Source organism: Paraglaciecola sp. L1A13, assembly GCF_009796745.1.
GTDB lineage: Bacteria > Pseudomonadota > Gammaproteobacteria > Enterobacterales > Alteromonadaceae > Paraglaciecola.
The window spans coordinates 3011765-3029588 of sequence record NZ_CP047024.1 but is presented as its reverse complement, the minus strand read 5'-3'; the positions used below and the strand labels follow the sequence as shown (position 1 = coordinate 3029588).

Sequence of the window (17824 nt, the reverse complement as noted above, 5' to 3'; positions counted from 1 at the left end):
AATGACCTTATGGCTTAACGCAGGGATCATTTTTACGCTCTTAGCCATTGTGGTTATTTTGATTAAGTGGGGAAATGTACAGTGTATCGGCGTGACGCCGGTTAGGTTGTTTACCTTTATCGCGATCTTATTCACATCAGGCCTAGATGTTGGTTTGATTATGTTCCCGCTCACTGAGTTCGCCGGTTATGCCGACTTAAAAGCAAGCCCAGAGTATGCATTTACTAATCCAATGGCTATTGAGTTTGGTTATTGGGGGTTTCTGATTTGGGGATTTTATTTTGTTACCTGTTTCTATTTCTGCGTGGTTGAACCCAAAGTTAGATTTTTTGAAATTCCCTTGGTCAAATTTATCAATAATGTGGTGATTATTGGTACCTGCGCATTTACTGCTTCTTTGTTACTGGCGAACTTACCTTGGTATATCCCGGCTATTGGTGATGGGGAATCTGTTGTTCCTACCTTCTATTTCATCGTGTTCGCGGCAATCTGTTTCGCTGTTTACTCCAGTACTGACATTAAATACGTACGGTTGTTGAGTATCTCGACTACTTGGTTATTTATCGCCTTAATTGCCTTTATGTGGGCTGGTGCATTTTTGGGCAGCGAAAGCCAAATGGCCGCATTCACCCATAATTTAGAGCTGATAGGCAGTTACTTCGGCAACATAGAAGACTTTGTGCTGCCGCTGAATGTCTACCATGAGTTTTATTTATTTTGGTGGTTTGCGTGGAGCATCATGATTGGCCAATTTACTTCGCGTTTTGTCGGTGGTTTACGCACTTATCAGGTGTTAGGCGCCATGCTGATATTTCCTTCTATCCCTATCGCTGTTTGGTTTAGCGTACTTTATCAATATCATGAAGCGGGTATTCCTACTACTGGACTAAAGAATTTTGCGATGGCATTTGTGGGTGTTGTATTTGTGATCAATTCTCTCGATTCGCTCATTCGCTTATACACAGATAACTTGAATATGACGGTCAAGCGTTTAGGGAAATTCAATTATATTGCCTTAAACGTGGTCACGCTTTCCCTGTTAACTCTGCTGTTTAAATTAGAGTTTTTACAAATTCAGTGGGTTGGGGCACTGGTAATTGGGCTGTTCTTTAGTTGTGCCATTTTCATTGCCTATAGCAAACCTAAAACGGTGAAAAATATAGACAGCTCGCCTAAGGGCAACGAGATCGATTTCACCAAAATAGAATCAGATAAATAACTTAATAAATAAAGGAATTAACTATCAATTCACACAATAAAAACACAACACACAAAACAGGACTTTTTATGAATATTTATGTGCCTAAGAAGCAAAGCCTAATTGCACTGTCTGTGCTTTCAGCCATGTCGTTGCCAGCCATGGCGCAAGAGACGCCAGCAGATGCGACTAAAAAGCAAGAAGACGTTGAATCAATTATTGTTACTGGGCGTAGCGTTTCTTACGCAAATAGCGCCGCAACTGAAGAAATGAAAAAACAGCAAACGCCGATGACAAGTATCTTGTCTTTGGTTGATAACCTTCCTGGCGTATTGGTCACCGAAGGCGACCCGTTTGGCTCTGATGAGTGGTCTACAACTATCTCAATTCGTGGATTTCAGTTAAATCTTGAATCTCAGCAAATCGGTATGACGGTTGACGGTATATCAAATGGTAACTCTAACTACGGCGGCGGGACCAAAGCTAGCCGATATATTGATACTGAAAACTTGCGTGGTATTGAAGTATCTCAGGGCACGGCTGATATAAGCTCTCGCTCAAACGAAGCCCTTGGTGGAACAATGGATTTCACCACTATATTACCTGCGCTAGATGAGAAACTAACGGTCAGCACCACCCTTGCTGAACACAATGCTAGAAAATTTTACGTCCGTTATGACACAGGCGAAATAGCACAAGATACGTTCGCGTGGATGTCTTTATCAAGCCAGCAGAATGATGACTACATGGATGGGTCGATTACCAACAAACGTGATCACGCTGAAGGTAAAATAATCAGCACCATTGGTGAAGTCGATCTTACGGCATATGTTAGTTACGACGATGCTGAAGAATATACCTATCAACGTATTTACGGTTTAGCCCAGTATGAGCAAAATTCTCAATGGGATGGTCTGACTGAAGATTGGTCTGGCGTGCCATACCAAGACCAAGTTTTCCGTGAAGGATGGGTAACAGAGCGTGAAAACTTTTTCACTTATCTAAAAGCAGATTTTGCCGTGGGCAGTGTTGATTTCAGTACCAACGTTTATTACCACGAAAATGAAGGTGCGGGCAAGTGGATCCCATATTACATCGCAGATGTGACTGATGACGGGGTAGGTAACCCAAATTCTGAGCTAGATTCATCTTCTACAGCCTTTGGTGGTGCATCTCAGGGCTTAATTTATTTTGTTAATCGCGCAGGCGACGCGCTTTCACCTATCGATGGATGTGCTAGTTCTATTGGCTTCCCTTATGGTGGCGGCGGAGCAGAAATTGACCCAGGTTGCTACGAGCAAGGTGCCATACCAGTAAGCTCCAATCGTCACACCCATTATAATAAAAAGCGTTACGGCATAAATGGTGATTTTGTATGGCATACCAGCATTTCTGATATGGACAACGTGGTACGTGGTGGTTTCTGGTATGAAGATTACCAACGTGACGAGTATCGTGATTGGCATAAAACCATCGATGCAGCAACGAGCGCTCGCTACGATGAGACCCCTTATTGGGTGCAATACGATCGTGAATTCCCAGTAGAAACGTTGATGTATTACGTTGAAGATGAACTGGATGCCGGTTTTGCTAAATTCCGCTTAGGTGCAAAGCAATTTAATGTTGATGTGTCTAAAGATGATCAATTCGTTCCAGAGAACGATTTAGACATTTCATCTGACTCAGACGTGCTGATTTCGGCGGGCTTTGTGGCACCATTACCGCTAGAAGGCTTAGAGCTATTCGGTGGTTATGCTGAAAACTTTGCAGCTGTAAAAGATGCAGTACTGGAGCGTGATGATACAGATATTAGCCAAGTTGAACCTGAAACTGCGGATAATATTGACTTTGGTTTGCGTTATTCAACGCCCGGTTTTAATGCCAATATAACGTACTACAACATTAAGTTTGAAAACCGTATTACTTTTGTTAGCAATGAAAGTGTAAATGGTATCGACTTCTTAGAAGCCGCAGCCGGTGGATACGTTAACGAAGGTGGTATTGAATCGGATGGTATTGAAGCATCACTTGATTACAACATTACTGATACGTTCGGTGTGTATGTTTCATACACCAAAAATGACTCGACTTACACCGACGCAGCGTTCAGTGGGAAAACTGTAATAGGTAGCCCAGAAGATATGGCAGTCATTAGTTTTGACTATGCCAATAATGATTTCTACGCTGGTTTCAGTACTAAATATGTAGGTGAGCGTTTCTTAGACCAATTAAACACTCAAGAAACGGACTCTTACGTAGTAAGTGATTTATACGTCGGTAAAACTGCCTATGACATCGGTGGAAGCATCGAAAGCGTAGAGCTTAGCTTCACTGTAAACAACGTTTTTGACGAAGAGTATCTTGGCTCTATTGCGCCAAATGCTGGTTGGATTGGTGCACCGAGAATTGCATCATTTAATGTTAGATTCGTAATGTAACAATAGTCGCAATACGACGTAGCACAGATTCAAAAGGCCATATGCAATAATACTGCATGTGGCTTTTTTTTTTGCTTTCATAAAAAGCAAAAAGCACTAAATCTGTTCTGATATAACCATACAGAATACTCGGTTAGCCTAATGTAGTATTAAAAATGGCATTGCTTCGAATACGTCGGTGACAAATCCAAAAAAAGAATCTTAACCAATTTTTAAGCTATCTATCGCGAGTATCTAAACAACGAATCGCCGAGTCTTGACGCTATCTGAATGAGTTTAGGGATGATACGAATTTTGGCTATTTTAATGTTGTATGGGTTACCCAATAAAGGATTTTATCAAAATATAAACTATGCTTTGAACACGGGATTAAAAAATACTCAGTGTAATAAAATTACCTCGTCAGACGCGAGATGTTGAAGTAGGGCATAAACTGATAAAACATAAAGAATTAGCCAGAATGGATATCGAATTAAGTCTTATCATCGAAAGTAGAATTTACCGCGAAGTTATCTCCAGTCACCTTAATTCCAGCAAGGGAATTAAAGTTGCGAATACCTACAGCTCTAGCAAGCAAGCCATTAGAACGATTGATCAATGTTTCACTGATATTGCAATAATAGATGGCAGCATTAATGACGTGCTGCTGCTAATCACCACTATCAAAGAAGTCCAGCCTTTAACGAAAATCGTGTTAATTACTTCTTGCTTTGGAATGACATTATCGGGTGAATATATTGCTTTAGGGGTAGAAGGTATCATAACGAACAGCGATGGAGTGGACGACTTAAAAAATTGTATTGCAACGGTCCACTCTGGGCATTTGTGTTACCCCAAAGAAATAGCTAATTTGTTCCGAAGTAATATTTCGAGCGTCCGGGAGATTGGGACTCAAATTTATGACGGTCGCCCAGTGTTAACACGCAGACAATCAATTGTCATGCAGCTGATTGCGATAGGACTTTCTAACAAAGAGATTGCTCGAAGGTTGAATATTGAGGTATCTACCGTAAAAAATCATGTACATCAAATTCTTGAGCGCATGCACGTTAAAAGTCGTTCTGAAGCGGTTGCACGCTATAGTGTCAACGGTCACCCATCACACTAATTTTAATCCCTCGCGACCTCACTAACGCCATCGATAAATAAACATGATATTGCCATGTTTTTAAGCATGTAAAAGTTAATTCATATAGATCTAAAGGTTCATAAATCCTATATCTTCGTTTTAATTATAGATCTTATTGTAGTCTGTTTTATTCATGTCGTGATCCACTGCCATCCGCTAGTTTTATTACTCAGGTAATGATTCGGTGTAAAAGCTGACAAAGATTGCACAGTACAACTGGGTCAGTGAAATAAAATGTCCCACGTGCATATTTTGAAGGAACACGACGGATAAATATAAACGGATTTATAGGGAGATTGGCATGCTAATCAAACCCATGATCAATGGTTGGGAAATCCCCAGAATTTCTAATATCCAATCGCAGGAGTCTCGTCGATTATTGAGATTGCCTGTGCCTGGGTTATCTGGAGATTTACACCAAGATCTGGGGCGCGGGGCTTTGGTGGTCGATATTAGTGGCTCTTTGTATGGCGACGAGGCTCGGGATGAGTTTCTTACCGAAAATGTTAGAAAGGCATTTCTTGAAGCCAAACCGGTAGATTTCGTTGCTGACATTGTAAATGAGTCAGAATTGGAACAAGTCATTATTGAAACATTGAGCTTGGAAGAAAATGCTGATTACCCAGGACAATTCTTTTATTTCATACGTTTACGAGAATACACCGAGCCACCTGAACCCGCTAGCCCAGGCTTAGGTTTAGTCGCCCCTGACCTTAGCTTAGATATTGAGTTGGGTCTTGACCTGCTTGATTTACCCGGATTACTTGTGCCTCTACCTGATATAGGGGACTTATTACAACCTATCGAACCTGCGGCACAAACCTTAAAAGATGTACTCGCAGGTGCAGCGGATTTGTTTACGCCACTAGAATCCTTGTTTGACTCAACTCCAGCGGAAGGGGACTAACATGGGTCTCAGCATTGAATTAAGTGCTAAATTGGATACCAGTGGCCCTTTACTTAATTTAGAAGGCAATATTACTGCATCTTTAAACGATTTAGACGTGGTTAGCATTCCAGATATTAGCAGCCAATTTTCAATCGCATCGCGCAACAATGAAAGCATCGATTTATCGCTTATTACACAAGGTGTTCAGCAAGTACTGAGCAATCTTAGCCCAGTTATTAGTCATTTATCGGGTTCAGTCAATGTGGAATCCATCAGTAAAATAGTTGATTTGGCAAAGCAACTAAATGAATTAGATATCTCAAACAGTCTGGAGAAACTTCAAGCCGAGTTTGAAATTGGTTTAGCGGGTAACGAAGATTTTCTGGCTAAGCTAAGCAAGTTATCAGAGTTGATGGAAGGAAACTTAAGTATTCAGTCTGCCAAGGCGTTTATCGAAAGCCTTGCCGACATTACTGGCAGTAACATCGATATTAATCAGTTTAAGATGGCGGATTTATTACCGGCTTTTGATTCCATTGTTAAGCTTATTGGCAATTTAATGAGCGTGTGGAATCGTCTTGAAGACGGCGAAAAATTAGCTAAGGTGATTCAAGCTCAACTTGACCACGAACGCATTAATGCATCAATCGACGTTATAGAAAAACAATTAGGAGCCGGCAGCGTAGCTCCTTTAGTCGATTTTTTACAGCAGTTAGATATCAACGATGAAAACCAAGTAACTGCCGCTAAGCAGGCGATCGCCAACGTAAAATTATCGGTTAATGGTTTGCACGATGCCATTGCCGAAGGCATGGCTTTTGGCGAAGCGACTTTAGTACAGTTAAACCCTGGTGATTTAAAGTTATCGATTCACAATTCAGCGCTTGAATTAGGCAACCTTGATATCAGTCAGTTAGAAGATTTAGTTCAACAACTGGCTGATCAATTACAGCCGTTATTTATGGTGGATTTTGCTCAAGCGCCGGTCGAAACGTTAGACGGGTGGTTAACGCTATTAGAAGGTAAGACAGCCGAAGTGGCACAAGGTATTACTGCCTTTGACATTGACGCTTTAATGTCACCGATTCATCAAGCGCTAGAAGTGGTGTTGGAGGTGCCAACAGCATTAAATGAAGCCCTGCAAACGTTAAAATTAGAATTACAGCAAGGACTAAGCAGCATTCGACAAGCAGTGGCATCGGTTCCAGTCAATACACTGGTCGACACTATTCAAAATGTATTAGTACCAATCACAACAGCACTCAATTTTATCAGTGAACTTATTACGGAAATTCAAGCGGTGTTAGGAGCTGCGCTAGCATCACTTCAGGCGGCGTTGAATACTTCTGAAAATGCAGTTGATTCTGTTAAAGCTGAATTAGAGCAAGTATTCCAAACGGTCAAAAGCTATGTCGATTCGTTAGCACTTGAGGGGATAATTGGTGAAGTGGCTGAGAAAATTCAAGTTTTTGCCAACGCACTTGGTCAAGCTGATATGGCGCCGTATTTTGATACAGTCACTGAGGCTATTGATACAACCACTGGTGTTGTGGACAAGGTGCCATTTGATTTATTGCCAGATTCGATGGAGCAAGAGGTGGTTGATCTGGTGAAACCGATCAAGCAAGTCGATCTTGAAGAGCTGCAAAATGACCTCAAAAATCTTTTACAGATTGGCGATGATGGAAAATTCGAACTGCGTCCAGATTTAGAGGCCGCATTGAGCTCGATTCAAGCGAAATATGATGAGGTTTTAGATGTTGTGGCTCAAGGTGATCCTCAAGCTTTCGCCGAGCAAATTAACCAGCAGTTAGAAGGTGTGCAGAACAAAATTGCCGAGTTAACACCTACTGTGGCCTTAGATCCTATTCAACAAGCAATTGATTCAGTGAAAGATTTACTTTCTGGCTTTGATTTAGAGCATACCCTAGCACCTTTAAATGAGGGGTTTGATCAAGTCGTCGAAAAGGTAGATGAGTTTAAGCCCTCAGTGTTACTTGAAGATTTAGAGAATACACTGTCTGAGGCCAGACAAGCATTGTTTGCTAATCTCAAATTAGATGAGTGGAACGATAAAATACTTAGTTTGCGTCAACAAATTTTAGATCTTCTTGATCCCCTTGACCCAAACCAAATTGAACCATTATTAGAACAGGCCGTAAATGAAATAAAACAGCAAGCGGCTACCTTACCTACAAAAGAACTCGCCTACATAATTGGGAGTTTTATTAGTGGCGTTTTGGGGGGAAGAGCGGGGCAATCAAGGGCTGATAGTTTTGCCATTATTTTTGAATGGATGAGAGAAGGGGAAGGCACAAGTCAATTAGTCTCGTTGGCAAATAAAGCATCCGCACAAATAGATACTGCCTACCAAGCTGCGCAGCAAGTAGATCTAATTCAAATCATTGTTCGTCTGCAACCGCAATTAAACAACCTCAATTCAGCATTAATTGCATTCCCTGATGGGCGCGTTAAAACCGAATTATCGACATGTATTGCTGAACTCAATATCGACACAAAACTAACACCTTTCGTCGGTCTACAGCAGCGTTATTTGCTGGCACTTCAACAAGCTAGTAGCGATTTCACTGAATTGGCTAATGAAGGTCTATCTGAAGTAGATATTGCGGTAAGTAAGCTTCAACGCGTGTTTCAACCGATGGCTTTCGCCAAGACTTTTTTCGTAGAGATACTCACCTTATTGGGCGTGAATGACCTAGATAAAGGAATTCAGCAATTTGTCGCGGATATATTTGATACTGCCACGCCAGCAAGGTTGGCTGGAATAGTTACCCCTATTGTGAGCGCCCTAAAGGATCGTTTAGCAGATTTTGTTGATGGTTTCCTCAATCCAATTCTGGATGGCATAACGGAGATCCAGGCACTAGAGACACAACTAAGCTTAAATACGTTGATCGTCGATTTGGATGCCATACACCAAGCTACGCGAGATCAGATAACTAAGATGCATCCTGATGAAATATTGGGAGAAACCAAAGCATCGTTTATACAAACTCAATCAGACGTTCTGGCATTTGATCCGTTAGGCCCATTAACCGCTGCAATTGAGGCGTTGGAATCCAGTAGTTCAAGGGTATTAAGTAAATTAGATGCACAAGAGATACTGAAAACGCCGAGTGAAGTGTTTCAGGACATATTAGCTGCTCTTCAAATGATTGATTTACAAAATTTACTCAAACCAATACTCGATGTACTCGATAGCCTGAGTCAAAAAGTTAATACAGGGTTAGCGGATACAACCGAGGCTTTTACACGTTTACAAGATGCGCTTCCGGATCAAATAGGCAGTACATCAACTTCTCAACCAGTCAGTGTGAGTACCTAATTATGCCAGCCGTATTAACACATAAAACAATCATGTTATTGGCCAAAGAGCGGGTCAAAGATATCTACACCGTACTAAAAACCAAGGTTGAAGGAGACGGCCCAGGTCCTGTGTCCACTTTGGATAGACAGTTGTTGGCCATAGCAAAAGAGACACTAACCATTTTTACCAGTGAACCTCGTCCTCGCACTGAAATGAAAGGGCTACTATTTGCTGGACCCGTAGGCGAAGATCATGAGAGCTATCCCATATCTCAATATGCTGTGCTTGGTTCAATGGGGCCTGATATCACAGCCTTTTCAAGCGTTTTAACGCCTGGTAATGCGTGGGTTTTTGATACGATCCACAAAGGTACTCCATCCTCAGACAGAGAAATAGTCAATGCACAAACCTGCGATTTCATAATGCAATTTTGGGATCAGGTTAAAAATGGAATTAATTCCACAATCACTGATCCGACTGAACGAACAGCAAGCCTTCAAAAAATGCGAGCTTATGTGCTTGGTCACCTTTGTCATATCGCCGCTGATGTTGTTTCTCATCCTTATATCAATGCTTACGAGTGGAGTGGAGCGCCTAAGCCAGATGGTAATCAACATGCAATTGTTGAGGGGGAGATTGATGCTTTAGTGGCAAGAGATTTATTACAACGAGAACGCACCTTAAGTGGCAACGACTGGGATAAATGGTGGCCTTCAGAAAACCTACCTGAACCCTTCTTCGGTGCTTATGCTGGGGCATTAGAGCGCACCTATACAGCGGGAAGTAATCCTAGAAAAGGATTACATCAATTTGATCAGCATCTGCAATCGTTAGGGTCACATGTGGCCATGAATGCCAGTTTTGTTAAAGATGGCTATAACACGTTGCGCCATGGTGTAATTGCTAAGGGTTATGGTTACGGTTATTGGAGCGTATGGGGCTGGCTTTCGCTGTTTTTTGTGCCAGCATTGGCATTGCCTTTGATTACAGCAGTATTGCCTCACGGCAAACACATCTACCTCTCCGACAACAGCAAGCACACCGAACGTGCATGGATGGAATTCGTCTCAACGCCATTGATGTTCGGTACACCTTTTTCAATTGGCTTTGGTGCGTTACTTGGAAGTGTCACTACCCACGGAGTAGAAGGCCGATATTGGTTAGGTATGAGTGGTTCTATCATTTCGGCTGTCGCTGGTATAACGATGCTGTCTACGTTGGGTGTTGATGATTTGCCTGCCGGTTTATCATGGCCTGTTTTTTTCGTACTACCTCTGATATTTACCGGGTTGCAAAGCATTATCGGTATTGCGGAGTATTTCAAAGATCAAATGGCAAATATGGCGCTTGGTGCTATTCACAGCGGGCCGCTGGTGATGCTCATTTTATTTTTGCTATTTGTTTATATTATTCCGCTATTGGCGGATTCGAATGAAAATGCCACAACTGCATTTGAAGAACCTAGGTTCTGGTTTGGATTTGTATTGTGGGTTTTGATTATGATCGTTGCTTGGTTTGTCATTCCTCTTTTTATTAAAAACCCCAAAATTCCGGACAAGCCTGCTGGAGGGCTAGCCATACCAAGATTTGTCAGATTGTTTGATGACACAACCCTGCATCACGACCAACAACTTGCTGATGATAATATTCCTGCAACAGGGTTTCCAAGCGGATCTCGGGAGTTAGTAAAGCTATGGTGGACTGGCGCAGGTGATTTATATATCCGAAGCGATCGCTATCAACTTGTTTTTTCCTCGCACGAAGACGGCCGCAACCCACAAACGATCAGTGCTCCGATCACACCCATAACGTTACAAGACTACCTAGATTTTCTCAAAAATAACGTTGTGGAACCGGGTACTGGTACTACTGGTAAATTGGAAGGCGTTATCGTACATCCTGAGGATCCTGACTATTTAATGCCTGCTGGCGCGTTATTCGCCGATCATGGTGACACTGAAAAATCTGCAGCGGAACATGACGTGCAAGCTCAAGTTTTTAAGCAAATAGGCACAACAGAAGTTGATACTGACTACATTTTATTTCATAGCAGAAAGTCGGCTCAATCAATGAGATTTAGTAAACAGGGTCCTGTGCCGCTTGAGCGAAACTTAGGGAGTGCACCGTTTATTGAAACAGGTGAAGGGGAGCACGGATGGGACTACGTTCATAACTCCGATACCGCACTATATACCGATACGCTAATGAGTATTGCAGGGGATTTTGGCGCCATTCTGAGCATGAGTGCAGTCACTCATATGGTTGCTGATTTAAAAGACAGTAAAGATAATAACGTCAATAAAGTCTACCAAGTATTCAAAAACTGGAACCTCGATCGTCGCAGGTTAAATGAATGGCGCACGATTGTGTCCGGAGACGCAATTAACGAAAAAGGACCGAGTCACTCAGGCTACAGTAGTGAAATGTTGGGTGAAGGACTGCGTCCAGATAATCACGCAAGTTGGCAAGAAGCGCTGTTAAACGGCGGCTCAGATCAAGCCGCGTTTGACCAAGGAGAATTAACAGCTAGGCAGTTGGGTTGGACAACAGTACTGCGTGAATGGATGGAAGTAAGCCGCGTTACCACACAAGATACGTTGGCAACCACTAGTTTAAAACCAGGTAACCCCAGTAATAAAGCGCTCAGCAGAGCTATGGCTTATATTTTTGAGTTAACTGATCCAGAGGAGTCTGCATAATTATGGCTGTCTTGGCATTCATGCAACAGATGCAATCATATTTAACGGTTGAGCCGTTGCTGTCTAGCGCCACTGTGGGTGTGGCCTTGCCAATCATCAATACCGATTTGCCAGCAATTGTTTTGTCGCTCGACAATTTACAAATACCTTCCGTTGGCCTAGGGCAACATACTGAAATTGTATCTGGTGCTCTGGCGGTTCAAACCTCTATCGATTTATCCGACCCTTTGTTAAACGACGGCTCAGGCTTAAGTTTACTGAGTCCCGATAGAATGATGGCCACATTACAACATGGAGGGTTAGTAGACAGTGAAGGCTCTTCTACCGCCCTTACGACCGCAGATATTCAAGTTGATATTAATGGCATTCCACTCATCTTAAATCAGAACTCGCCTCGTGATGACGAATTCAGTGTATCGGCACTTCAAGGTCAGTTAGTGCTTGGTCGTCCTTTACCCCCGTTAGGTACGCTAACAGCAAGCTATTTTATTGGCCAATGGCAACGAATTGTTGAACAGCTATCTGGCGATTTAACAACCTTGGTTGTTAGTTCCAGTTCAGCAGTGTCTGAATCACTTAGTAACGCCGTGATTAACGTAGTGAGTTCAGCGCATCAAAATATTTCTGGGCTGAGACAACTAAATCTTAATCAGCTAAGTGCTGTAAACGCTTTCGATATGGGTGCTACACCAGCCAGTCAACGTGTTTTAGCTTGGCGGTTTACATTTGAGCATATTGTGAATAAACCGGAATCTTCAGGCGGCATTATCCAACGTATTATTTTGCGCACTCGTCGAGACAGCTTCCCGTTCGAAGAGGAAGATATTACATGAATATTTTAAGTAATCCGCAGACGTGTTGTCCTTATGTTGTTGAGGTATCCGCGTCTAAACAATCAGATTTATGGAGATGGCTAGCATGAGCGAAAGTATCGGTGAAATGATATTGCCCGGCACCTATATTGATGTTCGTGCTGAAGGCTTAATCGGAGTTGGTGGTATTAATACTGGCAACATTGGCATTGTTGGAACCGCAGATAGAGGGCCTGTTAACGTGGTTCAAATATTGGGTTCATACACAGAAGCGTTAGACGTTTTTGGTCAATATGATGCATGGCAACCGTCAGGGGACCCACTGAGTTTAACGCGTGCATTAGAGCAGGTATTTAAAGGCGGCGGCTCAACGGTATATGCCGTTAGAATTGCGAATGGTACACCAGTGTCTCGCGTATTTGCTGTTCGTGATGCTACCGACGCTGTTTTGTTTACATTAACCGCTACGTCTGGCGGCACATGGGCAACTGACATTGAAGTCACTTTGACCAACAACACGTTAGAAATGACATATCAAGGCAACAAAGAAGCATTTGAAGGAGCTACCGCTTTAGCGTTATTCGATGCTGTTGCCAGCGGTTCACGGCTTTTTATAGCTGCTGGTCTAGCCGAAGCTGACGAAGGAACAACGGCTACGAGCGTGATACAAACCATTGCGGGTTCTAATAATGGCGCCAATGCAACAGTGACTGAACTTGCCTCAGGCTTAACTGACTTGGCAACGCAACCAATCAATATAATTGTTGCTGCCGGATTCGGAACGCAAGAAGCAGCTGGGACGATGATCGCGCACTTAGAAGCCACAGAAAATGATGGGCTTGAGCGAATTGCGATAATGGGCGTCACCCAAGATGATGTAGCTGACATCATTAACAACGACGTAGGATCTGTTAGTAATAAACGCGTTGTTTTAGTGGGTCCAGGTATTAAAGCTAACGACGCGCGTAGCAGGACACAAGTTGATTTACCCGGCGCTTATTCTGCGGCATTAGTGGCTGGTAGGTTGTCTACATTGGCACCGCATATCAGCCTGACTAATAAAGACGTAGCAGCCGATGGACTCACCAGAGAATATACCCGAGCAGAACAAAAACAATTGCTACAAAACCGAGTCATGGTTTTGCAAAAACTGTTTGGTTATCGCGCTTTAAAAGGTATTTCTACGGATATGGGCGCATTTAAACAAATCTCAGTGCGACGCATTGTTGATTTTGCCAAGGCCGGTGTGCGCAAAGGTTCCAATCCTTACATTGGAAAGCTAAATAATGTTCGGGTAAGAGGCGCGTTAAAAGCTACTTTGGATGGTTTCCTAGCCAGCATGGTGCTCGATGAAATGTTGACGGAATATCAACTCGATGTCAGTGCCACAAGAGCACAGGAAATTAACGGTATTGCTTTAGTCACTATGACACTCAAACCGACTTTTTCAATTGATTTTGTCAAGGTCATCATGAACCTCGAATAAAGGAGCAATTATTATGGCTAACAATGTATATCGCGGTTCTGATGGAACTATATCCGTAGCGGCAGAAAATGGCGTTGAAGGTGATGCAGCCGCAGCAATAACTGAAGAGTTTGCCCTTACGCCAATTGGGCGTGCTACTGGGGTCACCATAAAGGTCACTAACGACGTGGAGCCTTTTCATGAACTTGGACAACGATTTGCGACTGAACTTAGACCTGGAAATATTAATGTTTTCGGCACAATTGATAGAGCGTACATCAATGGTGCATTGCTGAAATTAATGTTAGGTGAAGCGGCTGACTCTCGTCCCCAAGGCACCTTCACTAGTCCAGCTTTTAACTTAAATGTCAGGTTGGAAAATCCTGCATTACCTGGCAGCAGCGCTTCGGTTACTGCCATGGGAGTGAAGTTTAATGAGTGGAACTATGAATTACCTGAAGATGATTTTGCAATGGAAAAAGTAAGCTTTAAAGCACTTTGGGTCAAAGTTGAAGATACATCAGGGGGGTAACTTATGACAACGCTTAGCGCAACGGAGCTACTGGCGGGTGGCTCGCAGCAACATTTAGTCAGCATTCCTGATGAGTTGCTTGATGCAACGTCTGATTCAGGTGCACAGCAAGTATTACTGCGACCGCTTACCTTGAATGATGTGCAACTCATCAGCAAAGCAGCCAAAGAGCAAGGAACATTGAGCAGTATGTTGATGGTGCAGCGTGCGCTAGTAGAGCCAAGCATGAACATCGAAAATGTCGCAAAATTACCTGCAGGTCTAGTCCAGTTTCTACTTAAGGAAGTCAATCGCATATCTGGATTAAGCCTATCTCAGGACGAATTACAAAATGCGATTAAGGCTCCCCTTACCAAGGCAGTGTTTGTGTTAGCGAAAGAGTTTGGATGGACTCCTTCTGAATGTGCTGAGCTGACCGTTGGGCAGGTAATGCTGTACCTAGAAATGTTAAGCGCAGATACAAAAGGTAAAGAGGAGGACGTCGCTTGAAATCGAATCTAGAGTCTTTTGATTATTTGCTTAATGACCACATCATAGAGCAAAACTGGAATCAACTAACAGCGGGTTATCGAAATCTGTTAGTTGAGCAACAGTTGCAAACTGATTTTGTTGAATCATTCGAGTCTACTCAATCGTTGTCGGAACTTTATGAAAATAGCTTCACGCAATTTTTAGAAGAGGTGAACTTGACGGCTATCGAAAGACTAACAAGTTACATAGAAAACAAGGTTAGTTTGCCACAATCAAACGTTATGCCTGCGCCTAGACTTAGGGAAGAAAGCGCACCTCAAGTAAAGCGCAAAGAACCAAACGTAATAAAACCAAAGCTAATCGCAAAGCTAATCGCAAAGCAAAAAAAAACCATGGGAAATGCCTCACATAAAGTGGTTAAACCGTTAAAAAAACTGACGCTGATAAAAACACCTAAGAAAGAAATAAATCCACAGGTTACTGTTATTACAGCCGATTTTGCGCGGACTGAGTTGAATAACAGGGCGGTGTGTTCAGGCTGGGGTTATCAGTGGTCAGAGCGAAAGTTAGCGAGTCGTCACGAGGTTAAACCTGAAATAGCACAATACGAAGCGCAAGCCACTATTCGTGGCGTTGGCAATACAGACGCGATCCTAGGCGCGGTTAAAAAGGACGTCTTACATGCGCATAATAACAATACAGAGCTTACCAAAGAGAAGGGACTCACTTTATCATCCAATAAAACGATTGACCGATTAATAGATGAGAAGATTAAAACATTACAGTCCGCAAAAAAGACGGATTTTAACGTGATGAGTAACAGCACCCAGCATGCAAATAATATAGTCAAAGCTGCTAACCCGTCGCCAAAAAATGGATTATTGACCGACGATGGTTCATCGAATGTCCCCAGCGTTATCAGGCCTCTGAGCACAAGCTCGGGTGTGGGGGGCTTGAGAGGTTTAGCCGCATTAGCTAAGGTCAATGTCACAGCAGACGAACCATTACCACCAGCGACCAGCGAGGCTAATGAAAATCGAGCCGTGGCAACGTCAATGCAGAAGCCTTCGTTAAACATAGTGGATAACACGGCTTCGTCTTCGCAAATAACCACTGCTTCAAGTATTGCCAAACTACTTGCACAAGAAGCAAGAAGGGCCGGTATCGATTTGGAGAAATTCCAACCATGAGCCTAGCCAGACCAAATGCAATTATTACCATGGACGGACAAAAATTCACTTCTGCCGAAGCTGGACTTGTGAGCTTACGGCTAGATCTTGGCTTTAATACCCATGACAGATTAGAGATGACCTTATGGGCTGATTCTACATTATCCAATGTCAGCCCGGGGAGTGAACTCATCATAGAACTGAGCAATGAATTGGTGTCAGACAATTTACGTTCATCTGCGGGCGGATTACTCGGTGCGAGCAACGATAACGCCCTTTGGACTGGCACCATAGATATTGTGCAAAGTAACGCAGGGCAATTGCATTTGTCAGGGTTGGCGAGTTCCGCCCAATTGAGTCAATCAAGAATGTCAGCCACATGGGCTGACCAGAGTATTACCGACATAATCAAAGATATGGCGGGTGAGCTTGATGCAGAAATTGAAGCTGATCTGCAATTATCTAATTACAGCATAGATAACAGCCGCAGTGTTTGGTCGTACTTATACGATTTAGCACAACTAACAGGTGCTGAACTTAGCAGTGCTGGTAGTGGTGGACTGCGTTTTGTCTTGGCCGCCAAAGGTGGCGCGTCAATATCACTTCGCTATGGTGCTGATCTGATTGATTGGCATTTATCTGAAAAGCAAACTTCAATTCTTACCTTGGCAGCGGAGCATGGTGCATCTAGCTCACAAGGCAAAGAGAAGTGGCATTGGTTAGCGCATGATCCCGTTGGGGCAGGTGCTGATAGCACCGTCATCCCTTCGGCATTTTCGAGTCGCGAAGCGGCAGATTTATTTTCTAAAGCCGCGCAGTTAAGACAAAAACGTTCCTCAATGCAAGGAGAAGTTTGGGTCGGCGGGCGAATTGACCTGCGTCCAGGTGGTTTAGTCGAGTTAACTGGATTGCCTAGAGGTGACAGCGGAACGTTACGTATCAAGGCAGTGACACATCAGTTGGATGGTCAAAGTGGTTTTATCACCGCGTTGGCAGTGGAGGGCTACAGCGAAAGCTTTGGCATTGAGTTTTGAGCGAATTAATTGACACATTAAGAGCCATTGTTCGTGATGAAATGGCGCGCAACCGCTGTGCAGAATTGGGCATAGTAGTGCAAGTCCATGCGAATGGTGGCGATGGCAACAACCATCAGGTAGATGTGCGTTTACGCAGTTCAGGTGTGGAATTAAAACGCGCCCCGGTAACCGTGCAACGCTATGGCATATCAGCGTTGCCTAGGGTGGGTGACTTGGTGTTGGTGGTGTTTTTGCGGGGGGAGTTAAACGCGCCTATGGTTATTGGCTGCGTGTACGATGCAGGCGTGCAGCCTCCAGAAGCTGATGAAGGAGAAATGGTATATGTGGTGCCAGATGAAGGACGGGAGAAGCATTTACATATGGAATTGCCGTCTGGAACCACACTGACCTTTGGTGACGAAAAGGTCACGTTAGTCTCCGGCGAGACACAAGTCGAGATTGAAAACGATGGTTCGGTGAAAATTCACTCAGCCAAGAATGTGGAGTTAAGTGCGTCAGGTGACATCAGTTTGCAGGCTGACGGAGCGATAAAAATTGAGGCCGCGACCAATATTGAAATGAAAGCTAAGGGCGTAAATATCGAAGCCAGTACTGAGGCAAATGTTAAGGCCTCAGCCCTTAATTTTGCTGGGGTTGCCCAGTTCAGTCCGAGTTAAT

General features: G+C 43.3%; 13 protein-coding genes. All 13 read left to right on the top strand.

Translation table 11 applies throughout. The features are described from left to right. Position 1: 1 nt before the first annotated feature. Entirely contained in the window at positions 2-1219 is a 1218-nt protein-coding gene (locus GQR89_RS12685) for a BCCT family transporter (RefSeq protein WP_158770382.1), read from the top strand. A 68-nt stretch (positions 1220-1287) separates the two neighbouring features. Continuing rightward, the gene (locus GQR89_RS12680) at positions 1288-3636 is read left to right on the top strand and encodes a TonB-dependent receptor domain-containing protein (RefSeq protein ID WP_158770381.1); all 2349 of its coding nucleotides are present in this window, start codon (positions 1288-1290) and stop codon (positions 3634-3636) included. Between the two features lie 460 nt (positions 3637-4096). Beyond that, positions 4097-4744, top strand: coding sequence for a response regulator transcription factor (locus GQR89_RS12675; RefSeq protein WP_158770380.1), 648 nt, complete (start codon positions 4097-4099; stop codon positions 4742-4744). Positions 4745-5066: 322 nt separating this feature from the next. Next, the gene (locus GQR89_RS12670; protein ID WP_158770379.1) at positions 5067-5672 is read left to right on the top strand and encodes a hypothetical protein; all 606 of its coding nucleotides are present in this window, start codon (positions 5067-5069) and stop codon (positions 5670-5672) included. A 1-nt stretch (position 5673) separates the two neighbouring features. Continuing rightward, positions 5674-9000, top strand: a complete 3327-nt coding sequence (locus GQR89_RS12665; RefSeq protein WP_158770378.1) for a hypothetical protein — start codon at positions 5674-5676, stop codon at positions 8998-9000. Between the two features lie 2 nt (positions 9001-9002). After that, complete coding sequence (locus tag GQR89_RS12660; RefSeq protein ID WP_158770377.1) at positions 9003-11681, top strand: zinc dependent phospholipase C family protein; 2679 nt, start codon at positions 9003-9005, stop codon at positions 11679-11681. 2 nt (positions 11682-11683) lie between these two features. Continuing rightward, entirely contained in the window at positions 11684-12514 is an 831-nt protein-coding gene (locus GQR89_RS12655; RefSeq protein WP_158770376.1) for a hypothetical protein, read from the top strand. Positions 12515-12599: 85 nt separating this feature from the next. Beyond that, positions 12600-13979, top strand: coding sequence for a phage tail sheath subtilisin-like domain-containing protein (locus GQR89_RS12650; protein WP_158770375.1), 1380 nt, complete (start codon positions 12600-12602; stop codon positions 13977-13979). 13 nt (positions 13980-13992) lie between these two features. Further along, positions 13993-14490, top strand: a complete 498-nt coding sequence (locus GQR89_RS12645; RefSeq protein WP_158770374.1) for a hypothetical protein — start codon at positions 13993-13995, stop codon at positions 14488-14490. Positions 14491-14493: 3 nt separating this feature from the next. Continuing rightward, positions 14494-14979, top strand: coding sequence for a hypothetical protein (locus GQR89_RS12640; protein ID WP_158770373.1), 486 nt, complete (start codon positions 14494-14496; stop codon positions 14977-14979). Beyond that, positions 14976-16151 (top strand): hypothetical protein, encoded by a 1176-nt coding sequence (locus GQR89_RS12635; RefSeq protein ID WP_158770372.1) that lies wholly within the window; start codon positions 14976-14978, stop codon positions 16149-16151. The genes GQR89_RS12640 and GQR89_RS12635 overlap by 4 nt, the downstream gene beginning before the upstream one ends. Beyond that, positions 16148-17164 carry a hypothetical protein gene (locus tag GQR89_RS12630; RefSeq protein ID WP_158770371.1) on the top strand — a complete coding sequence of 339 codons (1017 nt, stop codon included), beginning with the start codon at positions 16148-16150 and terminating at the stop codon, positions 17162-17164. The genes GQR89_RS12635 and GQR89_RS12630 overlap by 4 nt, the downstream gene beginning before the upstream one ends. Further along, positions 17161-17823 (top strand): phage baseplate assembly protein V, encoded by a 663-nt coding sequence (locus tag GQR89_RS12625; protein WP_158770370.1) that lies wholly within the window; start codon positions 17161-17163, stop codon positions 17821-17823. The genes GQR89_RS12630 and GQR89_RS12625 overlap by 4 nt, the downstream gene beginning before the upstream one ends. The last annotated feature ends 1 nt before the right edge of the window (position 17824 follow it).